The organism is Sporosarcina sp. FSL K6-1522, from assembly GCF_038622445.1.
Taxonomy (GTDB): Bacteria; Bacillota; Bacilli; order Bacillales_A; family Planococcaceae; genus Sporosarcina.
Genome location: NZ_CP152019.1, coordinates 4147061 through 4168906, shown reverse-complemented (window position 1 = coordinate 4168906; position 21846 = coordinate 4147061). Strand labels below are relative to the sequence as shown.

The window sequence follows — 21846 nt, the reverse complement described above, 5'->3', positions numbered from 1 at the left end:
AATTAAACATTACGGGAGGCGAAACATATTCAAGGAATGCATAAGGCGCTTGCGCTGTTCTTTTGTGCACGAAAAAACGCATAACGTGGAAAGTTATGCGTCGTCATTATTATTCTTGGTGAGATAAGTTGTAATGTAAGGAGCGCTTGAAAACATGTGTAATTGATTATCGACCCCCGCTTCTAACGTATCTGCAAAGTGGGAATCTCTAAAGACAGCAGAGTCTTTCCAGCGATTATAGTGTGCAGCATCTGTCCACTCGGTTAACATGATATACGTATCGGAATTCAGTGGGCGCAACAAGCGAAAGGCGATAAATCCAAGTTCTGAGTCAACGATGCTGGATCGGGTTTTGAAGCTATGCTCAAAAATCGGACGCCCTTCATCGGTTACGGGAATATGGTTGAGAACAAAATATCCTTCGTCGGCAAATGCGCCAGCAGAGCTAATGACTTCATAGCGGCGAGGGGTTTGAAATACAGACTTTTTCTGCGTCTCATGTAGTAAAATAGAATTGCCGCTACCGTGTAAGACAATCATTGCTTCCGAAACGTATTGTTCTTTAAGCTTCTCCATAAATGCGGGTGTCCCAGATGTTAAATAGATGAACATAAGTGAAAACCTCCTTCATTCGATTGGTACTTATTATTTTCCCCTATTTGTGGGGATAAAACAAACATTGACGAAATAATGACGATTTAACTCGAAAGGACGCACAATTTTATGACAAGTGGAGCTTCCTTCTATACTTTGAGGGGCGGAACGTCTATATTTGAGTAGCATAAGTATTATAAAAAAGAAAGTATTATAATTGAAAGAGGGTCTATATTTTATGACAAACTTTAACGATACACTTCTTCGTGCAGCACGTGGAGAAAAAATTGAACATACACCAGTCTGGTATATGCGACAAGCAGGTCGTTCACAACCAGAATATCTGAAAATTAAAGAAAAATATTCGCTTGAAGAAATTACGCATCAGCCTGAACTTTGTGCATATGTGACAAAGCTTCCTGTTGACCAATACGACGTGGACGCAGCAATTCTTTATAAAGACATCGTGACACCGCTTCCAGGGCTTGGCATTGACGTGAAGATTAAAGCGGGCGTTGGTCCAGTTATTTCGAATCCAATTCGTACTGTACAAGATGTTCATAATCTCGGCGATCTATCACCTGAAGATGATGTACCATTTGTTCTAGAAACGATTAAAATGTTAACGCAAGAACAATTGAATGTGCCATTAATCGGATTTGCGGGCGCTCCGTTTACACTTGCGAGCTATATGATCGAGGGCGGTCCTTCGAAAAGCTATAACTTGACGAAATCCTTCATGGTATCAGAACCAGAAGCATGGTTTGCATTGATGGACAAGCTAGCGGATATGACGATTACGTATATTGGCGCACAAGTAGCTGCAGGTGCAAAAGCGATTCAAATCTTTGATTCATGGGTAGGCGCTTTGAATGTTGAAGACTACCGTATTTTCATCAAACCAGTAATGACGCGTATCTTTACAGAGTTGCGTAAATTGAACGTGCCGTTGATTACATTTGGTGTGGGTGCAAGTCACTTGGCAAACGAATGGCATGACCTGCCAGTGGATGTTGTAGGTCTTGACTGGCGCCTGTCGATTAAAGAAGCAGGAGCGCGTGGGCTGACGAAGCCTGTACAGGGGAACTTGGATCCGGCGCTATTATTGGCAGATTGGAACATTATCGAAGAGCGTGCAAAAGTCATTATCGAGCAAGGTGTTGAGCACGGAAGCCATATCTTTAACTTAGGACATGGTGTATTCCCAGACGTGAAGCCGGCAACGTTGAAGAAGCTAACGGAATTGATTCATACGTATAGTGCGCAACTCCGCAAGTAAGACGGTAAACAAACAGACGAGGTGAATGTAATGACAAAGAAAAAAATGGGACTTTTAGTGATGGCGTACGGAACGCCATATAAGGAAGAGGATATTGAATCGTATTACACTCATATCCGCCATGGTCGACCACCAGCACCTGAACAATTGGAAGACCTTCGCAACCGTTACGAGGCGATTGGCGGGATTTCCCCGCTTGCTAGAATTACGGAAAATCAAGCGAACGCGCTTTGCAATCGTTTGAATAACGTACAAAATGACATTGAATTCAGCGTCTATGTTGGATTAAAACATATTACACCGTTTATCGAAGATGCAGTGGAGAAAATGCATACAGATGGTATTACTGAGGCGGTTTCCATCGTCTTGGCACCACACTTCTCAACGTTTTCCGTCAAGTCTTATAATGGGCGTGCGAAGGAAGAAGCAGAGAAGCATGGCATTGCGATGACATCTGTCGAAAGCTGGTACAAGCAGCCAAAATTCATAGAATATTGGGCGGACAAAGTACGAAGCACGTATGACAGCATGAGCGAGGAAGAGCGCGCCAAGGCTTGCCTCATCGTGTCGGCGCATTCATTGCCTGAAAAGATTTTAGCGAATGGTGATCCATATGCAGACCAGTTGAAAGAAACGGCAGATTTGATTGCTGCTGCAGCTGGAGTCGAGAACTACGAAGTTGGCTGGCAAAGTGAAGGGCAAACACCAGAGCCGTGGCTTGGCCCAGACGTGCAAGATTTAACGCGTGAGTTACACACGACAAAAGGCTATAGCACGTTTGTCTATACGCCAGTTGGATTCGTTTCAGACCACCTTGAAGTGCTGTATGATAACGATTATGAGTGCAAAGTTGTCTGTGACGATATCGGTGCCGCTTATTATCGTCCAGCAATGCCAAATGTCAATCCACTTTTCGTGGATGCGATGGTAGCAGCAGTGTTTGCTAAAATGGAAGAAGCCTAATACGATCGAAAGAAAGTGATGATGGACATGGATAGACAAAACAAAAGAGTTGTTATCGTTGGCGGGGGGATTACCGGGCTCTCGGCGGCGTTTTATATGCAAAAAGAAGCACGGGAAAAAGGGTTGCCACTTGAGGTGATTCTTGTCGAAGCTGCAAATCGACTTGGCGGTAAAATCCAGACGATTCGACGTGACGGTTTTGTCATTGAGCGTGGCCCAGATTCGTTTTTAATCCGCAAGAAAAGTGTTGGTATTCTGGCAGAGGATCTTGGGATTGAGGGAGAGCTTGTGAGAAATGCGACAGGACAGGCATATGTCCTTGTTAATGGCGAGCTTCACCCGATTCCAGGTGGTTCAGTGATGGGTATTCCAACACAAGTGAGTCCATTTTTGAAGACAGGATTGTTTTCATGGGCTGGAAAAATACGGGCGGCGGGGGATTTCATCCTGCCTCGCTCGGGCATCGAAGGCGATCAGTCGTTGGGCAGCTTTTTCCGCAGACGTTTTGGTGGAGAAATCGTTGATAATTTAATTGAACCGCTGCTGTCGGGAGTATACGCAGGGGATATTGACCATATGAGCTTGCAGTCGACATTTCCACAGTTTTATGAAGTGGAGAAAAAGCATAGAAGTTTGATTTTAGGTATGAAGAAAACAACGCCAAAACAAGTGCCACAAAAAAACGGTTATGGTGCGAAGAAGGAAGGCGTCTTCCATACGTTCCGCAACGGGCTTGAAACGATTGTTGAAGCGCTTGAGCCGCAGCTAGAACCTGAATCTGTGTTGAAAGGTGTCCGCATTGACGCGATTAAAAAACAGTCGGACCATAAAACCCTCCTCGAATTAAACGATGGGCAGACGATTGAAGCGGATGCGGTGATTTTAACGACAGGTCATGGAATGGCAAGCAAGCTATTTGCGCCATATGGACTGTTACAAGGTCTAAAAGAAATTCCGACGACATCTGTTGCAACAGTTGCATTGGCATTTCCGGAAGAGGCAGTGGAGCAGGATAGGGAAGGTACAGGCTTCCTCGTCTCACGCAGTAGTGACTACTCGATTACAGCATGCACATGGACGCATCGAAAATGGCCAACGACGACACCGAAAGGCAAAGTGCTTCTGCGTGCATTTGTCGGACGAGTTGGTGACGAAGCCATTGTTGATTTACCAGATGCTGAAATTGAGAAGATTGTTCTCGCTGATTTGGGGAAAGTCCTCGATATCAAAGGAAAACCTGATTTCACAGTCATTACACGTTGGAAAGAAGACCGACCGCAATATCGTGTCGGGCATAAGCAACGGATTGAGGCGGCACGTGCAGAACTGAAAACGCAGTTCCCGCAAGTGAAATTGGCGGGTGCTTCGTATAATGGCGTGGGTTTACCTGACTGTATTGATCAGGGGAAAGCTGCTGTACAAGAAGTGTTGGACGGGTTATTTGATTGATAAAATGCGTGTGAGAAGGTGTGTCTACTCCGAAAGTGAGGAGGATACACCTTTTTTTGCGTGGAGATATATGGAGTAGGTATTTGGGGGATGCCGTGCGATTATAAGTAGAGTGTGAACTGCGCAAAGTAGAGTGTGAACCGCGCAAAGTAAAGTGTGAACCGCGCAAAGTAGAGTGTGAACCGCGCAAAGTAGAGTGTGAACCGCGCAAAGTAGAGTGTGAACCGCGCAAAGTAGAGTGTGAACCGCGCAAAGTAGAGTGTGAACCGCGCAAAGTAGAGTGTGAACCGCGCAAAGTAGAGTGTGAACCGCGCAAAGTAGAGTGCGAACCGCGCAAAGTAGAGTGTGAACCGCGCAAAGTAGAGTGCGAACCGCGCAAAGTAGAGTGTGAACCGCGCAAAGTAGAGTGTGAACCGCGCAAAGTAGAGTGTGAACCGCGCAAAGTAGAGTGTGAACCGCGCAAAGTAGAGTGTGAACCGCGCAAAGTAGAGTGTGAACCGCGCAAAGTAGAGTGTGAACCGCGCAAAGTAGAGTGTGAACCGCGCGAAGTAGAGTGCGAACCGCGCAAAGTAAAGCGCAGTACTAGGCATCTGAATATAAAAAAGGAACGCAATCCAGAATACCTACTCTTGTGTCAGAGCAATTGGCATTTAGGATAGCGTTCGAAAGCCTTCCATACAGCTACAGATGGATTATAAAATGTTGCAGGAATCACATTTGTTACCATAACACTCGTGTTGCTCCTCAATTTCTTTACCGCAAGATGTACATACTTTAGCGGGTAGATTTTTGAAAAACTCGATGACGTTTTCAATCATGCTATTCTCCTCCTTTATAGTAGTGTATTAGTGTTTAAAAGGAAATGTTCGTTGTAGCAGTACAGAAGGCTAAAAAATTAAAGGATGTTGCAAGCGTCACATTTATTGCCGTAGCACTCGTGCTGCTCCTCGATTTCCGTCCCACAAGACGTACACACTTTAGCGGGTAGATTTTTGAAAAACTCGATGACGTTTTCAATCATGGCTCATTCTCCCCTTTCGTTTTGTAGTAGTACTATATGAAATATTTCCGTTGTCCTAGTACAGCATATGCAAAAAAATTAAAGGATGTTGCAAGCGTCACATTTGTTGCCATAGCACTCGTGTTGCTCCTCGATTTCCGTCCCACAAGTCGTACACACTTTAGCCGGTAGGTTTTTGAAAAACTCGATGACGTTTTCAATCATGGCTCATTCTCCCCTTTCGTTTTGTAGTAGTACTATATGAAATATTTCCGTTGTCCTAGTACAGCATATGCAAAAAATTAAAGGATGTTGCAAGCATCGCATTTATTGCCATAACATTCGTGCTGCTCTTCGATTTTCTTTCCACAAGTGATACATACTTTATCTGGTAAGTTTTTGAAAAATTCGATGACGTTTTCAAGCATATCGCATTCCTCCTTACGTAAGTTGTACTATAACGAAAACTATAATTAGTAGTGTAATATAACAGGTGTTCAACTGTCAAGGGGTTTAATCGATTAATTCTGAAAAGTTAGAAGTTAGGTCTAACTTCCTCAAAAATGATAAAATAGGGAGAAAGCTAAAATAAGGAGCGATCTATATGTATTTTATTGATAATAAAGGCATCACAGACCCGCATATTAACCTTGCGATCGAGGAGTATATTTTAAAAAATATGGACATTGAAAAGGATTCTTTTTTACTGTTCTATATTAATGAACCATCTATCATCGTCGGTAAAAACCAGAACACGATTGAAGAGATTGATACAGAATATGTGGATGCGAATGGCATTCATGTCGTACGACGATTGTCTGGTGGGGGAGCGGTGTACCACGATCTTGGCAATTTGAATTTCAGTTTCATTACAAAGGATGACGGGGACTCGTTCCGTAACTTTAAGAAATTTACGGAGCCGGTTGTGCAAGCATTGGCTGAAATGGGTGTTAAAGCGGAATTGCTTGGGCGCAATGATATTCTGGTTGAAGGGCGTAAAATTTCGGGGAATGCACAGTTTGTCACAAATGGCCGGATGTTTAGCCATGGCACATTAATGTTTGATACTGAAATTGAGCGAGTGGTGTCTGCATTAAAGGTTCGGAAAGATAAAATTGAGTCGAAGGGCATTAAATCGATTCGAAGCCGCGTCGCAAATATTACAGAGTTTTTGGCAGAACCGATGACGATTGAACAATTTCGTATGGAAGTGTTGAAATCGATTTTTGGTGGCGAAGAAAAGATTCAGTATATGGAATTGACAGAGGATGATTGGACGAACATCCATGCATTGTCTGCAGAGCGGTATAGCAATTGGGATTGGAACTATGGAAAATCACCAAAGTTCAACATGCAACACTCCCACCGATTCCCAGTTGGGGGCATTGATGTACGTCTTGATGTCAACAAAGGCGTTATCGAAGATGTTAACATTTTTGGGGACTTTTTCGGTGTTGGCGAGGTAGCTGTGATTGAAGAATGTCTAAAAGGCATCCAATATGACCGACAATCTATTAACGAGGCACTAAGTTCAATCGATATCCCGACTTATCTAGGCGGCATTACGAAAGAGGAATTCCTGCAGTTGATTTATTGAAGGATATGAGAAGTCTGAGCCTGACAATTGTCGGGCTTTTTGTGTGCAAGCAGGCGCCCTACGCTATTCTCGGTTGTCTAGGCTCCGGGCGCCAGATGATTGGGACGCTTCGGTCTTGCTGCTAAAGGCAAAAAGCGCCTTTATCTTCAAGTCTTCCAGCGCCTGTCACATCTAGCAGGCACCCTACGCTTTTCTCGGTTATAATTAAGTCAGCAGTGAAGGAGGAATATTTGATGGAGAAACACCGAATTTTCATAGTAGAAGATGATCGAAAGATTGCACAATTATTAGCTGATACATTAAGGAAATACCAATATGATGTGGCCATTGTTGAGGATTTTGATCGAGTGATGGAAGAAAGCCTTGCTTTTAAACCACATCTCATCTTGTTAGATATCAATTTGCCTTCGTATGACGGCTATTATTGGTGCCGCCAGCTTCGACAACATACGACTTGTCCGATTCTATTCATCTCGGCGCGTTCAGGGGATATGGACCAAGTATTTGCTTTGGAAAATGGCGGCGATGATTTCATTACGAAACCTTTCCATTATGAAATCGTTCTAGCTAAAATAAGAAGTCATTTACGCCGATCTTTCGGTGAATATGCACCGAGTCAAGCGGAGCGAACTGTGAAGCTTGGTGCGTTGCATTTGTTTATTGAACGGATGGAGTTGCATATTGGTAGTCATGTTGTACCGTTGCAGAAAAAAGAATGCGTTATTCTTGAATTATTAATGGAAGCATCGCCAAAAGTGGTCACGCGTGAAAAGTTATTGGAAGAACTGTGGGATGATCAGTCGTTTGTCGATGAAAATACGTTGAATGTCAATATGACACGCGTACGGAAAAAATTGGCCGAATATGGCATTCAATCTGCTATTGAAACGGTGCGTGGCGCAGGTTATCGCCTATTGGCAGCAGCGGAGGAATCATGAACAAAATCTTATTATTTTTGAAAGAACATGTACCATTTATCATTTTTCAATTGTTTTTGGTTCTGTTCATTTTACTGCTATATTGGCTCGATGGCTTTCGCAATTACAGTACAGCGATTTACTCAATCAGCATGTGCATGCTGTTAACAGCGGGCTTTCTCAGTGCGAAATTCATTATGCGACGTTCCTTTTATGCGGCCATTATCCGCAAACCAGAAAAAATGGAGGACGCGCTCATTCGTTATGCGCAAGCACCGGAACATAAACGGACGACTGAGTTTACACGTGAGCTGTACAAGCTGTATCAAAACGAAGTGCAGGCACTGTATACGTCTCAGCATCGCCAGTTAAATTTTATGAATCAATGGGTGCATCAGATGAAAACACCGATTTCTGTCATCGGGTTATTGATGCAGGAAGAAGGCGAGTTGGACCGCGACAGTATTACGGAAGAAGTGGAGAAAATACGACGTGGCCTTGATTCGGTACTCGTTAATGCACGTTTGGAAACGTTCGAAGAGGATATGCAGATTGAGCGGATAAGCTTGAAGAGACTCGTTCAAGAAAACGTGACGGAGCATAAACGGCTGTTCATCGCAAATGGTGTATTTCCAGTGATCTCGATTGACGACAATTTCACCATTGCGACTGATGTCAAGTGGATGAAAATTGTCGTTGGGCAATTTATTACCAATGCGGTGAAATATACGTTTGAAAAGGGCAAGAAAGTCCATTTTACGGCGTCTTGTACGGGGCATGGATTGCAATTGACGGTGCGGGATGAAGGGATTGGTATTCCGGCGTCCGATTTAAAACGTGTGACGAAGGCTTTCTTTACAGGTGAAAATGGCCGACGAACGGGTGAATCGACGGGGATGGGCTTGTATATCGCTTCGGAGGTGTGCAATCGACTGGGGCATTCGTTAACTATTGCATCGGAGCTTGGAGAAGGAACAGCCGTATCGATTTTGTTTAAAAATGGAGAGACGGGTGAGGCAGATGACAGTGAACAGCATCGTGGAGTTGACGGAAGTCACGAAGATTTATGAAGGGAAAGTGATGCATCGGGCGTTAAACCGCCTCGATTTTGAGGTCGATGAAGGCGAGTTTGTGGCGGTGATGGGGCCTTCTGGAAGCGGGAAGACAACCTTGTTGAACCTGATTTCAACGATCGATGTGCCGACATATGGTCGCCTGATGATTGATGGCATTGAGCCAGAAACACTCAAACAAAATGAGCTGGCGCTGTTTAGGCGGCGTAAGCTTGGCTTTGTGTTTCAGGATATCAATTTGTTACAGATGTTGACGGTTGAAGAAAACCTTGTTCTGCCGCTGACGCTAGATGGCTTGCCTGTTCCGGAAATGGAAAAACGCATTACGTATATGGCGGAGCAGCTCGGATTGACGACCATTTTGAATCGCCGTCCTGACGAGTTATCAGGTGGCCAAGCACAGCGTACGGCAATCGGTCGTGCACTCATTCACAGACCGAAAATGATTTTAGCGGATGAGCCTACGGGAAATTTGGATTCTAAATCGGCAAAAGATGTGCTGGAATTGCTTAGCCATATTAATCAAACGGAACGCACAACGATCATTATGGTGACGCATGATCCGATTGCAGCAAGTTATTGTGATCGCGTGTTATTTATTAAGGACGGCGAGTTTTTCAATGAAATCTATAAAGACGATAGACGCCAAACGTTTTACCAACGTATTTTGAACGTCTTGTCCTTACTCGGAGGAAATGTCAATGACCTTTCGTCAGTTCGCTTATCGTAACGTCGTTCGCAATCGGCGGATTTACGCAGCGTTTTTCATGGCGAGCGTCGTTTCGGTTATGGTGTTTTTCCTGTATTCAATGCTGTTGTTCCATCCGACGATAGAAGATCGTTTTATCCAAGAAGTGGCTTTTATGGGGATGGGCATAGCGGAAATGATTTTGTTTGTCTTTACATTGTTTTTCTTGTTTTATTCGATGCGGGCTTTTTTATATGCCAGGTCAAAGGAGTTTGGAATCTTGCTACATTTAGGCATGGAAAAACGTCAATTGCATCGTCTGATTTTCATTGAGACAATGATTATTGGGGTGGCTTCGATTGCGGCGGGAACCGGCCTTGGTTATATGTTTTCCAAGTTCTTTTTCATGATTGTCAAGGAGATTGTGCTGTTGCCAGCGTTACCGCTGTATTTCTCTTGGCAGCCATTTGCGTTGACCGTTGGTGCGTTTATGAGTTTGTTTATCATTATTTCATTCGTTGCACCGGTTTTTATTCGATCGGGGCAAGTGGCGGATCTGATTAATGGCGAACATAGTGAGCAAGAGGCATATGGCTATTCGAAGGGACGCGGCTATTTGGGGCTGCTCTGTTTGGGCTTGTCCTATACGATGGCTGCGACAACGACGAATTCCATTGTCATTGGACTAACTTTTTTATTGCCACCGCTTGCGACAATCGGGACCTATTTCTTTTTCACCGATTCGTTACCGCTGCTGCTGCATCGTATTCGCAAGCGTAAACGTTTATATTGGCATCATTTTTGGCTACTATCGATTTCAGAAGGAGTCGTGCGGTTGCGCGAAAATGCACGGATGTTTTTCATTGTGACAATTGTGTCGACGGTAGCATTTATGTCGGTGGGCATTTTGGCATCGCTAACATCGTTTGCTTCGCAATATCGGGAAATGCATCCGCTCGGTCTTGTCTATAAAAGCTGGCCTGAAAATGAACTCGAACGGCAGCATGTGGAGCAGCTTGTTGAGGAACTCAATGCAAGTCGAGTGGAGTACTCGCTTGTGAAATTCAATGTGCTTCATCAGCAATCGAGCTTCACGAATAAAGAGGTAGCGCTATTGAAGTTAGCACATGTCAATACTTTGGCGGCAACCTTTGGCTATCCAGCTGTGGAGTTGAAGAAGGGTGAGGCGATTTTTCTGCCATCATCAGATTCTTCTTACTCGCGGCTAAATGAGCGAACCGTGTACACCGTATTGGAGGATAGTCATGTTCGTGTTCGCATTAATGGGGCTTATCCACAACAGTTGTTTTCAGCGTATGCGATGGGAATGAATGCGATTGTTTTAAATGATAGTGATTATGATTCGGTCGATGAGAGTGGTACGGTAAGGAAGCAGTTTGCTTACTATGCTTTTAATGTACCGAATTGGCAAGAGACAAAAGATATTGGGTTACTGATCGATGCGACATTGACGGATTCTATATTAGCAGGCAAGCCGAATGCATTGCCTTATTCGTTTGAAAATCCTGGGTTAAATTATTCGGTCATTCGTACAACTTTCACATTGCTGTTATTTATTGGGTTGTTACTCGCTGCGGTCTTCTTTTTAGCGGCAGGCAGTTTTATTTACTTCCGCTTATATACGTCATTAGATCGCGATCGAAAACAGTTTGATGTTTTGCGGCGGATGGGTATTACGGATCGTGAGTTTAAAAAAATTGTGAACAGGCAACTGATTCCACAGTTTTTCTTCCCGTGGGGTGTGGCATTTGTGCATAGCGCCTTTGCGTTTTTATCGCTACAGGTTATTTGGGATGCGCTTGCAGAAATTTCAATTGTGAAAGAGCTAGTCTGGGTGTTAGGCGGCTTTACAGTCATGCAGATTGTCTATTTCTATTTAATCCGTTGGCGTTATCTTGCACATATTAAAGCGCCGGGGTAATGAGCCTTATCCGGCGGGTGTTTAAACGCCTGCTGAAAGATAGGGCTACGCAGGCTAAGGTCGCCACGTCCAAAGAACGGGCCTTAATTTCCGCAAAAAGCGCAGAAATATGGCCAATCGAACCCTTCGTAGTTCGATTGGCAACGCCTGCATGACCAACATCCTGTTGGCCCAAGCCTCTGACGTACAGGATGTACTAGTGCCAACAATGCCACAGGAAGTGGAAATGGTGTTTTTGTCGGTCGGCGGATGTCACAGATTTTTTAGAGGAGCTTTGGAAGGCAGTCTAAGTGCACGGCGTCCTGTCACAACGCCTGCATGGCCTACATTCTGTAGGCCCCGGGCTCGAAAAAAATCTGGACGCAATTATGCCTTGGCGTAATTGATTGAATGCTTTATTGTATTTTCTGAACTTTTCTTATATAATGATTATGGTGGAGAAATGAATGGATATTCATTGAACAAAAGGGGATGAAATAATGAATTTAGTGTCACGCGTGCAGGAAACTGCGACGTTGCAGCCGGGGAAAATTGCTTATCATTTTATGGGGAAAGATACATCGTATGCGGAATTTGATCAGTCGGTTGCGCGATTTGCATCGGCATTGCAGGAGCTAGGGGTAGGCAAGGGAGACCATGTGGCATTTCTACTTGGCAATACACCGCATTTTTTAATTTCACTATATGCGACGATGCGTATTGGTGCAACAGCCATTCCAGTGAATCCGATTTATACGCCGGATGAGATATCGTACATTATACATAATAGTGATGCGAAAGCGGTTATTGCGCTTGATCTTCTGTTGCCACTTGTGGAGCAAGCAGCGAGTGCATTTCCAACGGTAGAGCAATATGTCATTTGTGAGACAGTGCCTGAAACGCCAGCAAAAATTGCGGCATTGCCAGATGTAGTCAAGGCGAAAGTGCAGATATTCACGCAATTGATTGCAACAGGCAATCCACATGTCGAGCCCGTTCCAGTGGAAGAAAATGAAACCGCTATCATCTTGTATACATCGGGGACAACAGGACGTCCGAAAGGTGCGATGCTAACGCATGGCAACTTGTATTCGAATGCACGCGATGTGGCAGATTATCTTGGCTTCACGGAAGATGATCGTGTTGTGGCGACACTGCCTGTTTTCCATGTATTTGCGCTGACAGTCGTTGTCAATGCACCGCTCGTAAAAGGGGCCACGATTTTGCTTGTGCCACGTTTTTCGCCAGCAGATGTCTTCGATATTGTGAAGGAACAAGATGCGACGGTATTTGCAGGTGTGCCGACGATGTATAATTTCTTGTATCAGTACCCGGAGGGCGAGACGGAAGATTTCGCGTCGATTCGTCTAGCGATTTCAGGTGGAGCCTCACTACCCGTTGCGTTGCTTCATAATTTTGAGGACAAGTTCGAAGTGCGTGTGTCAGAAGGCTATGGTTTGTCTGAAGCGTCACCTGTAACTTGTTTTAATCCACTGGATCGTGAGCGTATTCCGGGCTCGATTGGTACGAATATCATTAATGTTGAAAACAAAGTCGTCAATGAGCTGGGCGATGAAGTGCCAGACGGAGAAGTCGGCGAACTTATTGTTCGTGGACCGAATGTTATGAAAGGCTACTACAAAATGCCGGAAGAAACGGAAGTAGCAATCCGAAACGGCTGGTTGTACACCGGTGATATGGCAAGACGTGATGAGAATGGCTACTTCTACATTGTCGATCGGAAAAAAGACCTTGTCATTGTTGGGGGCTACAATGTCTATCCGCGTGAAGTAGAAGAAGTATTATTTACACACCAAGACATTGTCGAGGCGGCAGTCATTGGTCTACCGGATCCAAACTTCGGCGAAGCCGTTCATGCGTTTGTCGTATTGAAAGACGGTATTGAGGTGGATGAAGCAGCGTTAATTGCCTACTGTGCGGAGCATTTAGCGAAATACAAAGTGCCGCATCATATTGAGTTTTTGGATGAATTGCCGAAAAATACAACGGGCAAAATATTAAGACGTTCATTGAAAGAGCAAGTGACACAATGAGTGGATGGACCTTCCTGGATATGCGGGAGGTCTTTTTTTGTTGTGTTAGTTTGGTAGGGTAATGGGCGGTTCGCGAAGAGTAATGGGCGGTTCGCGGAGAGTAATGCGTGGTTCGCGGAGAGTAATGCGTGGTTCGCGAAGGGTAATGGGCGGTTCGCGAAGGCCATTGCGCGCGACACATCTAAAGAAGGGTATCACGCAAAGCAAGACTCGCGTGATACCCCTTTTTTAGTTTACGTGAGTTACCAGCGGTCTCGCCGGAAGACGCCTCCGCAACAGTTACGATTGCGTGATGGACGTTGATTATGGCAATGACGGCGGGTTGTGCGCACGGGCCTCTCGTTGCGACATGTGCACCGATTTGATCGTGTCGGTCTTATGTGGCGGCAAGTGCAGCGGTTGCCTACGCCGTGAGCGTGGCATGTACAGCCTGATTGTGAGGGTCTCTGGTTGCGAGATGTACAGCGTTTTCGGCTTGTGCGACGCTGATTTCGAGAAGTGCAACCACAATGATTCGAACGTCTCCGATTGCTCGTTGGATCTTGGAACATGAAAGTATTTAAGTCGGAGTGATGTGCATGATCCGCTGCTCGCCGGATACGGTCATCGGAAAAATTAGACATATGCTAACCTCCTTTCTTTGTATGTAGAGAAAGGGCATGCATGACGGGGGCATTTCTTTCCCTTCTCTAAGGTACGCGACTATTTTGTGAAGGATAGAGACAATCGTTTACGATAGTAGAAATAATGGTGTGGCAGAGAGGCTTCTAGATTCATAAACATAGACTAAAATGAAAAAGGAAGGGTTTTGTGGATAAAAATCAGCCCATTCCCGAGTACCAGCTATTTATACACCCTGCTGATGTCAGTGAGCTTCGCAAAGACATTTGGTATGACGACCCGGTTGCGGCGAAGCTGACAGTGAATAAAAAGAAGTATGCAATCGGTATTGCTTACCGCGGCTCGCATATTCGTGATTTACGCAAGAAGTCGTATGCAGTTGAATTTTATAAACCGAGTAAGTATCAGCAAGCGACGGCAGTGCATTGGAACGCAGAGTTTAAGGACCCTTCTTTACTGCGCAATAAATTATCTTTCGATTTTTTCACGGATATTGGCTGTTTAGCACCTGCGGCACGCTTCGTTTTCCTGAAAATCAATGGCAAGAATGAAGGGCTTTATTTAGAAATCGAGGCCGTGGACGAATGTTTCTTGGCAAATCGGAAGCTACCAAAAGGAGCAGTTTTTTACGCGGTGGATGGCGATGCTAACTTTTCGTTAATGAGTGATTTGCGTAAGGAAGTCAAGGAGTCACTTGCATTAGGTTATGAGCAAAAATGTGGAACTGAGCAGGAGCATGAATATTTACAAGAATTCATTTACATCATCAATACTGTATCGAGAGAGGATTTTGAAGCAGAAATTGCAAAGTATGTGCATGTGGACCAATATTTGCGCTGGCTTGCGGGTGTCGTTTTGATGCAGAATTTTGATGGCTTTGTGCATAATTATGCACTGTATCGCAATGGTGAGACTGGGCTTTTTGAAGTCATCCCGTGGGATTATGATGCGACGTGGGGAAGAGATGTCGAGGGAGAAGTGATGGAAGAAGATTATTTGCGTATCGAAGGCTTTAATACGTTGACTGCGCGATTGTTGGATGTCAGAGCGTTTCGCGGGCGTTATCGTGAATTGTTGGAAGAGCTTTTGGACAGCAAATTTACAGTAGCTTATATAGAACCGAAAATTCAAGCGTTGCATGCCAGTATTAGGCCTTATATTGAAAAAGATCCTTATGAAAAGGATAATTTGGCTGTTTTTGATCAAGAGCCGGCGTTTATTTACGCGTATATTGAAGCGCGTGGAAATTATATTCGGGAGCAGTTGCACCTATTAGACGAGTAGAAACCCTTTCCGTGGTGGAGAGGGTTTTTGACGTAGTGAAAACGAAGAAAAAAGGAAAGCTGTTCCGAATGTCGAAATAAGTAGACAGAGAATCGATGAGGGGGAATCCACGATGGAAAAACGTAAAGTGGCAGTAGAGGATTTATTTACATTGAAGTCTATAACAGATCCGCAGTTGGCGCCAAATGGCAAGGAAGCGGTGTTTGTACGTACGCATATAGAGGAAGAGGACAACCAGTATGTTGCGAATTTGTGGCATGTGGAACTTGTGTCGCATGAGGTGAAACAGTGGACGCATGGAAAAGAGCGAATTTCGTCTCCGCAATGGTCGGCAGATGGTAAGCATCTTGCGTTTTTATCGAACCGCGAGGACAACAATCAGGTATTTATTTTACCAACAAGAGGCGGGGAAGCGAAGAAGCTGACGTCATTTGCTAAAGGGGTATCGAGCTTTCTTTGGTCGCCATGTGGCAATCAAATCTGGGTGAATGCAGTTGTCAAAGAAGGCCAGACATTTATGGATCAAGAAGAACAGGATGACGATAAAAAGGTAGAGCCATATCGTGTCACGAATATGAAGTATCAGATGGATGGAGCGGGGCTTTTGCCGCAAGATACGTTCAGGCAAATTGGCGTTATTGATATTGCAACAGGTGATGTCACGCAGTTTACGGAAGGTAATTATCAGCATAGCCTTCATGCAGTTTCACATGATGGAAAGAAACTAGTTATTGGCGTGAATCGCGCAGAGAATCTCGATTTCGATTTTCGTCAACCGTTGCTCCTCGTCGATGTAGAGACGAAAGAAGAGACAGTGCTTGTCGATGAGGAAGGCTATTTTGGCGGGGCTCAGTTTTCGCATGATGACCGCTATATCGCGTTTACAGGTGCAGACCGAACGTTTCAAAATGCAACGCATACAGCGCTGTATGTCTATGATACAGAGGATGGGCTGTGCATGAATTTGACGGCCGGGCTGGATGCGCCAATTGGCGATTACGCCGTGGCGGATCATCAGCAAGGAGGCAGCGCGCCTGCTGTTGTGTGGACAAAGGACAACCATATGTATGCGCAACTCTCCACGATGGGGGATGTGCGCTTATATTATGTATCGCTTGAAGGTGAGTTGTATCCAGCGACTCCAGAAAATGAGCACATTTACGGTTACGACATTGCAGTAGCGGGCGATTTTGCGTTAGTCGCAGTGAGTAGTGCAACGAATCCTGGCGAGTTGTATAAGCATGTCATTGCTACGGGCGAACGGCAGGCACTGACATCATTCAATGCGACGTATGTGGCGGAAGTGGAACTCGTTGAGCCAGAAGCGATTGTTTATACAGGCGCAACGGATTGGCAGGTGCATGGCTGGCTGATGAAACCGGCAGGCTATGAGAAAGGGGAAACGTATCCACTCATTGTAGAAATTCATGGCGGACCGCATGCGATGTATGCCAATACGTTTTTCCATGAGTTGCAGCTGTTGGCGGCACAAGGTTATGGCGTTTTGTATGTCAATCCACGTGGCAGTCATAGTTATAGCCAAGAATTTGTAGATGGCGTTCGCGGTGATTACGGTGGTGGCGATTATGAGGACATTATGGCGGGGCTCGATTATGTTTTATGGGAAAATGACTGGATTGACAAGGAGCGACTCGGTGTCACAGGTGGGAGCTACGGCGGTTTCATGACGAATTGGATTGTTGGGCATACAAACCGTTTCAAGGCAGCTGTTACCCAACGTTCGATTTCCAATTGGGTAAGCTTCTTTGGCGTATCTGACATTGGCTATTACTTTAGCGATTGGCAAATTGGCGCAGATATGACCGATGTGGATAAACTATGGCAACACTCGCCGTTAAAACATGCGAAAAACGTTGAGACACCGTTATTAATTTTACACTCAGAAAAAGATTTCCGCTGCCCAATTGAACAAGCGGAACAGCTATATATCACATTGAAAAGTATGGGGAAAGAAACGGAATTCGTTCGCTTCCCAGATGCGGACCATAACTTATCGCGCGTGGGCACACCGAATTTGCGTGTGGCAAGGTTGAATGAGATAACGGGCTGGTTCGCAAACTATTTATAAAAAGACCGGAGGAAATGCATTGAGTTACACAACAGCAGGCGTCACGATACGCCCGATTACAGAACAGGATATCCCTCGTTTGTGGGAATTAAGTTTCAAAGAGGAGAATCCTGAGTGGAAAAAATGGGATGCGCCGTATTATCCTTACAAACCGATGCCGTTTGAACAGTTTTTCGAACAGCAAGACAACATCATTGCGCAAAATGATTATTGGGGCATTGAAGTAGATGGCGAACTCATCGGCATGGTTAGTTATTATTGGGAGCATAAACCATCTTTGTGGCTCGAAATGGGCATCGTCATTTACGACCCGCAATATTGGAGCGGCGGCTATGGAACGAAGGCTCTCGCCATGTGGATTGATCATTTATTCAACGAAATGCCTTTGGTGCGCGTTGGCTACACGACGTGGTCTGGTAATGCTCGTATGATGAAGGTTGGCGAGAAACTAGGCATGACAATGGAAGCACGCTTGCGAAAAGTTCGATTTTGGAACGGGACCTACTATGATTCGATTCGCATGGGGATTTTACGGGAAGAGTGGCAGGGCGTGAAGGTGGGATGAAATAATAAACAGCCATTCTATCGGGCTACCGTATTGGTGTTATTTGTATAATTTCTGCAAAGGGCGCAGAGATTATACAAACCGAACCCTTCGCTGTTTGCATAGGATGGATACGGGGGATAGATAAATAGTATATTCACCGTATAGAAAGGGAGGGAATCGGAGATGGAACAGCCAAGGCCATGTATATCGATTCGCAATGTATCCAAAAGCTTTAAACAACATCCTGTGCTACAAGCGATAGACTTAGAGATTGTGGAAGGAGAAATTTTTGGATTGCTCGGTCCATCAGGTGCTGGGAAAACGACGCTTGTGAAACAATTGACTGGTTTGGATACGCCGACGTCAGGAGAAAGCTATGTTTTTCAACAGAAGATGCCTGCTTTACAAGTCATCAACAGCATCGGCTATATGGCGCAAGCAGATGCGTTGTATGAGGACTTGTCCGCAAAGGAGAACTTGCAATTTTTTGCGTCACTCTATGGGCTGAAAGGCGAGAAACAAACGCATAGAATCGCAGAAGTGATGGCGCTAGTGCAACTGACGAACGACCTGAACAAATTGGTATCCCAGTACTCTGGCGGTATGAAGAGAAGGTTGTCCCTAGCAATCGCCTTGTTGCATGAGCCAAAGATTTTACTTCTCGATGAACCGACAGTCGGCATTGACCCGGTTCTACGCCAAAGTATTTGGCAAGCCTTTAATGACTTGAAAGCACAGGGAACGACGATTATTGTCACGACACATGTCATGGATGAGGCGGACAAATGTGACCGACTCGGTTTACTCCGCGATGGGCGGCTGATTGCGGTAGGTACACCCGAAGAATTAAAGGCACATACGCATTCCACAACCATTGAAGAGGCATTTCTTGTCTATGGAGGTGCGTGATGATGCGTGTAATGGCTTTGACGAAACGTATTTTGCAACAAATTGTCCGCGACAAACGAACAATGGGCTTGCTTATCGTTGCGCCAATTCTTGTGTTAACGATGCTCCATCTCGTATTCAATGGAGGAGACTATACGCCGAAAATTGGCTTCGTGGGAATACCAGATACCGTTATGGATCAGATGAATGTGGACGGGGCAACGGTGACGACATACAGTGATGAAAAAAGTGCACAAGTGGATTTAGCGGAGCAAACGATAGATGGCTATGTCATTTTTGAAAATAATAGCCCTTCTGTTGTTCTCGAGGGCAGTGATCCAAGTGTTGCGAGTGCTACAATGAAATGGTTGCAACAAGCGATGCCAGTTGGCTCGCAAAAGAGCGATATACCCGAGTTGAAAATCGATTATTTACACGGCTCTAGCGACATGGGGATGTTCGATTATTTTGGACCCGTACTTCTTGGATTTTTCGTCTTCTTTTTTGTCTTTTTAATTGCAGGTGTGTCCTTTTTACGCGAACGAACGACAGGGACGTTGGAACGACTACTGGCAAGCCCTTTGCGCAAATGGGAAATTGTGATGGGCTATGTCTTCGGCTTTGGAATTTTTACAATGCTGCAATCGACCATTATTGCGACCTATGCCATTTATGTGCTCGGCATGATGATGGAAGGAGCGTTTGTCTATGTGTTACTCATCACGTTGTTGCTCGCCTTATCGGCGCTGACGCTCGGTGTCTTGCTGTCCTCATTTGCCAACAATGAGCTGCAAATGATTCAGTTTATCCCAATTGTTATCATTCCTCAAATTTTCTTTTCAGGCTTGTTCAATTTGGAGACGATTTCGAACTGGCTGAGTTGGGTTGGCCCCGTTACACCGCTCTATTACGCGGCAGACGCCTTACGTGATGTGATGGTGAGAGGCTATGGATGGGGAGAGATTATGTGGGATGTGTTGGCGTTAGCGGGCTTCTCGCTACTCTTTATTGCGATTAATATCGTTGCGTTACGAAAATATCGCAAAATCTAAATGACGACAGATTTGGCATCGGAGAAGTAGTGCCCTCTCGATTTATAAGAACCCCTGTCGTAGTACAATTCAGCTACAACATTGCCTACTGGAGGAAAACAACTAATGGACTTATCACAAATCAGTATTTTAGCCATCGTACTTGCCGTCGTTGCTAACATGGTTATTGGGGCGTTATGGTACTCGCCTGTTTTATTTGCGAATATTTGGATGAAAAGCCTCGGTAGAGCCGCGGAAGAAATACATGCGGGAAGCAATCCAAACATTGGATATGGCTTTACGACATTTGCTGGTATCCTCTCTGCGATTGTTTTATCATTATTCATCACGATGCTGGATTCGGTGACAATTGGCGGAGGAGCGTTGATTGGATTTTTAGCAGGGCTAGGTATCGCAAGCGCGAGAGAATTATCACCCACCTTTTTTGAAGGAAGGAAATATACACTCTTTTTCATTAGCGCCGGTTATCATACCGTATCGTTAACGGTGATGGGGATTATCATTGCTTGTTTTGTCAAATAGGGAAGAGAGAGTTCAATTTATGTAGAGTTTCTTCTTTTTTAAGCTGAAGTTGAAAGAATAGTGGTATGATTGATGTAATGGAAATATCTTCATGACAATGAACTTCTGGAGGGGAAACGCATGGCTGTTCACAATATAATGGAAGAAATTGTCCGTGATGTGTTGGTCAACTATCAGCATCAATATCAGTTAACCTGTAATTGCGAGCGGTGTTTGGATGATGTAAAGGCAATCGCCCTCAATCATTTGAAGCCCCATTATGTCACGATAGAAGCGCATGTCCCGTTTGCAAGAGTGCCACATTTGACGGATCGGCAAGGGGTAACGACTGTGCTGACGGAAGTGACGAAAGCGGCGGTCATTGTGTCGGATAATCCGAGGTGTAAATGAAAAAAGACCGTCCCATAGGTTCGATTTACAGGACGGTTCAATTTTATTTAGAAAATAGACCTAACGAATCATGAAGAGTGCGGTTGACTTGGTTAACCAAGAGATGGTCGCCTTTTTGTCTAATGTCAAGACTGATAAAATTCATCATCTCTCTTGCGACGTCAGTGTCTTCAATCATTGATAATGATTTTGTTAAATTAGCTTCGAAAAGCGTAGCGTTTCGCAGTCGGTGTTCAAGGGCTTCCATATAGGAACCTGTTTGTGTTAAGTGTGTTGCCGTTATTTCGAAGGCATCATCAATTTTTGTAATGAGCTGTTCTGCAAATTCCCGTGTTAATAGAGATGCATCGTTAAGATTTAGTGCGGTTGTACTTATATCCACAAGATTAATTGTCATTTCTTGTGTTGGATTTGCGCCAATCTGTAGGATTAGTGAGCTATTCCCGCCTAGGATATTCTTCGTATTGAATTCCAGCTTTTCGGCCGTATCGTTGATGCCTTCTAATAATCGAGTCAGTTCTTGTTGGCTTGTTACTCGATCATTATCCGTTAATGTGCCGTTTGCATTCATGACGGCGAGCTCACGTGCGCGTTGTAGCAAACCATTGACATTGTTTAATCCTTCATCGGTCACTTCGAGAAGCGAGAGACCATCTTGCATGTTCCGTTGAGCTTGTGCAAGGCCTCTTACTTGTGTACGCATGGTTTCGGAAATCGCAAAACCAGCAGCATTATCACTACTTTTTGCGATTTTTAATCCAGAAGCAAGCTTCTGAACACTTTTTTCGATATGATTCGCGTTGCGTAGGGAACGATTCGTTGCAAATGCAATCTGTTCCTGGCTATTTATTCGCATTGTCTCACCTCTACTCGTTAAATTTTCCTCTTCACACCATCTATATCGGCATTTATTCTTAT

Annotated in this window: 23 protein-coding genes; 16 read left to right on the top strand and 7 right to left on the bottom strand. The window is 44.7% G+C overall.

Annotated features, from left to right (window positions below; translation table 11 throughout):
* Positions 1 to 93: 93 nt before the first annotated feature.
* On the bottom strand, positions 94 to 612 hold the full coding sequence (locus tag MKY34_RS20890) for an antibiotic biosynthesis monooxygenase (RefSeq protein ID WP_342513028.1): 519 nt from the start codon (positions 610 to 612) through the stop codon (positions 94 to 96).
* Positions 613 to 832: 220 nt separating this feature from the next.
* Here MKY34_RS20890 and hemE point away from each other — a divergent pair, with 220 nt between their 5' ends.
* Genes hemE through hemY form a run of 3 tightly spaced genes read left to right on the top strand, consistent with a single transcriptional unit; the run spans position 833 to position 4285 of the window.
* Positions 833 to 1873 (top strand): uroporphyrinogen decarboxylase, encoded by a 1041-nt coding sequence (hemE, locus tag MKY34_RS20885; RefSeq protein WP_342513027.1) that lies wholly within the window; start codon positions 833 to 835, stop codon positions 1871 to 1873.
* Positions 1874 to 1903: 30 nt separating this feature from the next.
* Positions 1904 to 2836, top strand: a complete 933-nt coding sequence (gene hemH, locus MKY34_RS20880; RefSeq protein ID WP_342513026.1) for a ferrochelatase — start codon at positions 1904 to 1906, stop codon at positions 2834 to 2836.
* Positions 2837 to 2863: 27 nt separating this feature from the next.
* A complete protein-coding gene (gene hemY / locus MKY34_RS20875; RefSeq protein WP_342513025.1) occupies positions 2864 to 4285 on the top strand; it encodes a protoporphyrinogen oxidase in 1422 nt (473 codons plus the stop codon).
* A gap of 101 nt (positions 4286 to 4386) precedes the next feature.
* Here hemY and MKY34_RS20870 read toward each other — a convergent pair whose 3' ends face one another.
* The 5 genes from MKY34_RS20870 to yhfH (MKY34_RS20850) form a co-directional block, all read right to left on the bottom strand.
* On the bottom strand, positions 4387 to 4875 hold the full coding sequence (locus MKY34_RS20870) for a hypothetical protein (protein ID WP_342513024.1): 489 nt from the start codon (positions 4873 to 4875) through the stop codon (positions 4387 to 4389).
* A gap of 102 nt (positions 4876 to 4977) precedes the next feature.
* The gene (yhfH, locus tag MKY34_RS20865; protein ID WP_340740131.1) at positions 4978 to 5103 is read right to left on the bottom strand and encodes a protein YhfH; all 126 of its coding nucleotides are present in this window, start codon (positions 5101 to 5103) and stop codon (positions 4978 to 4980) included.
* A 77-nt stretch (positions 5104 to 5180) separates the two neighbouring features.
* Positions 5181 to 5306, bottom strand: a complete 126-nt coding sequence (yhfH, locus tag MKY34_RS20860; RefSeq protein ID WP_342513023.1) for a protein YhfH — start codon at positions 5304 to 5306, stop codon at positions 5181 to 5183.
* Positions 5307 to 5384: 78 nt separating this feature from the next.
* Complete coding sequence (gene yhfH / locus MKY34_RS20855; RefSeq protein WP_342513022.1) at positions 5385 to 5510, bottom strand: protein YhfH; 126 nt, start codon at positions 5508 to 5510, stop codon at positions 5385 to 5387.
* A 77-nt stretch (positions 5511 to 5587) separates the two neighbouring features.
* Positions 5588 to 5713, bottom strand: a complete 126-nt coding sequence (yhfH, locus tag MKY34_RS20850) for a protein YhfH (RefSeq protein ID WP_342513021.1) — start codon at positions 5711 to 5713, stop codon at positions 5588 to 5590.
* Positions 5714 to 5889: 176 nt separating this feature from the next.
* Here yhfH (MKY34_RS20850) and MKY34_RS20845 point away from each other — a divergent pair, with 176 nt between their 5' ends.
* The 13 genes from MKY34_RS20845 (at position 5890) to MKY34_RS20785 (ending at position 20928) form a co-directional block, all read left to right on the top strand.
* Positions 5890 to 6882 (top strand): lipoate--protein ligase, encoded by a 993-nt coding sequence (locus MKY34_RS20845; RefSeq protein WP_342513020.1) that lies wholly within the window; start codon positions 5890 to 5892, stop codon positions 6880 to 6882.
* Between the two features lie 233 nt (positions 6883 to 7115).
* The gene (locus MKY34_RS20840; RefSeq protein ID WP_342513019.1) at positions 7116 to 7820 is read left to right on the top strand and encodes a response regulator transcription factor; all 705 of its coding nucleotides are present in this window, start codon (positions 7116 to 7118) and stop codon (positions 7818 to 7820) included.
* A complete protein-coding gene (locus MKY34_RS20835) occupies positions 7817 to 8869 on the top strand; it encodes a sensor histidine kinase (protein WP_342513018.1) in 1053 nt (350 codons plus the stop codon). The genes MKY34_RS20840 and MKY34_RS20835 overlap by 4 nt, the downstream gene beginning before the upstream one ends.
* The gene (locus tag MKY34_RS20830) at positions 8820 to 9602 is read left to right on the top strand and encodes an ABC transporter ATP-binding protein (protein WP_342513017.1); all 783 of its coding nucleotides are present in this window, start codon (positions 8820 to 8822) and stop codon (positions 9600 to 9602) included. The genes MKY34_RS20835 and MKY34_RS20830 overlap by 50 nt, the downstream gene beginning before the upstream one ends.
* On the top strand, positions 9574 to 11502 hold the full coding sequence (locus MKY34_RS20825; RefSeq protein WP_342513016.1) for an ABC transporter permease: 1929 nt from the start codon (positions 9574 to 9576) through the stop codon (positions 11500 to 11502). Before MKY34_RS20830 ends, MKY34_RS20825 begins: the two co-directional genes overlap by 29 nt.
* Before the next feature lie 479 nt (positions 11503 to 11981).
* Positions 11982 to 13535, top strand: a complete 1554-nt coding sequence (locus tag MKY34_RS20820; protein WP_342513015.1) for a fatty acid--CoA ligase family protein — start codon at positions 11982 to 11984, stop codon at positions 13533 to 13535.
* Between the two features lie 810 nt (positions 13536 to 14345).
* Positions 14346 to 15440, top strand: coding sequence for a CotH kinase family protein (locus MKY34_RS20815; protein ID WP_342513014.1), 1095 nt, complete (start codon positions 14346 to 14348; stop codon positions 15438 to 15440).
* 112 nt (positions 15441 to 15552) lie between these two features.
* Entirely contained in the window at positions 15553 to 17529 is a 1977-nt protein-coding gene (locus MKY34_RS20810; RefSeq protein WP_342513013.1) for a S9 family peptidase, read from the top strand.
* A 19-nt stretch (positions 17530 to 17548) separates the two neighbouring features.
* Complete coding sequence (locus MKY34_RS20805) at positions 17549 to 18094, top strand: GNAT family protein (RefSeq protein ID WP_342513012.1); 546 nt, start codon at positions 17549 to 17551, stop codon at positions 18092 to 18094.
* Between the two features lie 165 nt (positions 18095 to 18259).
* Positions 18260 to 18985, top strand: coding sequence for an ABC transporter ATP-binding protein (locus MKY34_RS20800; RefSeq protein WP_342513011.1), 726 nt, complete (start codon positions 18260 to 18262; stop codon positions 18983 to 18985).
* 2 nt (positions 18986 to 18987) lie between these two features.
* On the top strand, positions 18988 to 20016 hold the full coding sequence (locus MKY34_RS20795; RefSeq protein WP_342515323.1) for an ABC transporter permease: 1029 nt from the start codon (positions 18988 to 18990) through the stop codon (positions 20014 to 20016).
* 105 nt (positions 20017 to 20121) lie between these two features.
* Positions 20122 to 20538, top strand: a complete 417-nt coding sequence (locus tag MKY34_RS20790; RefSeq protein ID WP_342513010.1) for a DUF1761 domain-containing protein — start codon at positions 20122 to 20124, stop codon at positions 20536 to 20538.
* A gap of 120 nt (positions 20539 to 20658) precedes the next feature.
* Positions 20659 to 20928 (top strand): late competence development ComFB family protein, encoded by a 270-nt coding sequence (locus MKY34_RS20785; protein WP_342513009.1) that lies wholly within the window; start codon positions 20659 to 20661, stop codon positions 20926 to 20928.
* A gap of 43 nt (positions 20929 to 20971) precedes the next feature.
* Here the strand turns inward: MKY34_RS20785 and MKY34_RS20780 are convergent, their stop codons facing one another.
* Positions 20972 to 21784 (bottom strand): flagellin, encoded by an 813-nt coding sequence (locus tag MKY34_RS20780; protein ID WP_342513008.1) that lies wholly within the window; start codon positions 21782 to 21784, stop codon positions 20972 to 20974.
* Between the last annotated feature and the right edge of the window lie 62 nt (positions 21785 to 21846).

Excerpts from the sequence above, each read along its gene's own strand:
- yhfH (WP_342513022.1), bottom strand. The coding sequence starts at position 5,510 with ATGATTGAAAACGTCATCGAGTTTTTCAAAAACCTACCGGCTAAAGTG.
- MKY34_RS20870 (WP_342513024.1), bottom strand. The coding sequence starts at position 4,875 with ATGCCTAGTACTGCGCTTTACTTTGCGCGGTTCGCACTCTACTTCGCG.
- hemE (WP_342513027.1), top strand. The coding sequence starts at position 833 with ATGACAAACTTTAACGATACACTTCTTCGTGCAGCACGTGGAGAAAAA.
- hemY (WP_342513025.1), top strand. The coding sequence starts at position 2,864 with ATGGATAGACAAAACAAAAGAGTTGTTATCGTTGGCGGGGGGATTACC.
- MKY34_RS20790 (WP_342513010.1), top strand. The coding sequence starts at position 20,122 with ATGGACTTATCACAAATCAGTATTTTAGCCATCGTACTTGCCGTCGTT.
- MKY34_RS20835 (WP_342513018.1), top strand. The coding sequence starts at position 7,817 with ATGAACAAAATCTTATTATTTTTGAAAGAACATGTACCATTTATCATT.
- MKY34_RS20780 (WP_342513008.1), bottom strand. The coding sequence starts at position 21,784 with ATGCGAATAAATAGCCAGGAACAGATTGCATTTGCAACGAATCGTTCC.
- MKY34_RS20795 (WP_342515323.1), top strand. The coding sequence starts at position 18,988 with ATGCGTGTAATGGCTTTGACGAAACGTATTTTGCAACAAATTGTCCGC.
- MKY34_RS20830 (WP_342513017.1), top strand. The coding sequence starts at position 8,820 with ATGACAGTGAACAGCATCGTGGAGTTGACGGAAGTCACGAAGATTTAT.
- MKY34_RS20810 (WP_342513013.1), top strand. The coding sequence starts at position 15,553 with ATGGAAAAACGTAAAGTGGCAGTAGAGGATTTATTTACATTGAAGTCT.
- yhfH (WP_340740131.1), bottom strand. The coding sequence starts at position 5,103 with ATGATTGAAAACGTCATCGAGTTTTTCAAAAATCTACCCGCTAAAGTA.
- yhfH (WP_342513023.1), bottom strand. The coding sequence starts at position 5,306 with ATGATTGAAAACGTCATCGAGTTTTTCAAAAATCTACCCGCTAAAGTG.
- MKY34_RS20785 (WP_342513009.1), top strand. The coding sequence starts at position 20,659 with ATGGCTGTTCACAATATAATGGAAGAAATTGTCCGTGATGTGTTGGTC.
- MKY34_RS20840 (WP_342513019.1), top strand. The coding sequence starts at position 7,116 with ATGGAGAAACACCGAATTTTCATAGTAGAAGATGATCGAAAGATTGCA.
- MKY34_RS20825 (WP_342513016.1), top strand. The coding sequence starts at position 9,574 with ATGACCTTTCGTCAGTTCGCTTATCGTAACGTCGTTCGCAATCGGCGG.
- MKY34_RS20890 (WP_342513028.1), bottom strand. The coding sequence starts at position 612 with ATGTTCATCTATTTAACATCTGGGACACCCGCATTTATGGAGAAGCTT.
- MKY34_RS20800 (WP_342513011.1), top strand. The coding sequence starts at position 18,260 with ATGGAACAGCCAAGGCCATGTATATCGATTCGCAATGTATCCAAAAGC.
- hemH (WP_342513026.1), top strand. The coding sequence starts at position 1,904 with ATGACAAAGAAAAAAATGGGACTTTTAGTGATGGCGTACGGAACGCCA.
- yhfH (WP_342513021.1), bottom strand. The coding sequence starts at position 5,713 with ATGCTTGAAAACGTCATCGAATTTTTCAAAAACTTACCAGATAAAGTA.
- MKY34_RS20820 (WP_342513015.1), top strand. The coding sequence starts at position 11,982 with ATGAATTTAGTGTCACGCGTGCAGGAAACTGCGACGTTGCAGCCGGGG.
- MKY34_RS20845 (WP_342513020.1), top strand. The coding sequence starts at position 5,890 with ATGTATTTTATTGATAATAAAGGCATCACAGACCCGCATATTAACCTT.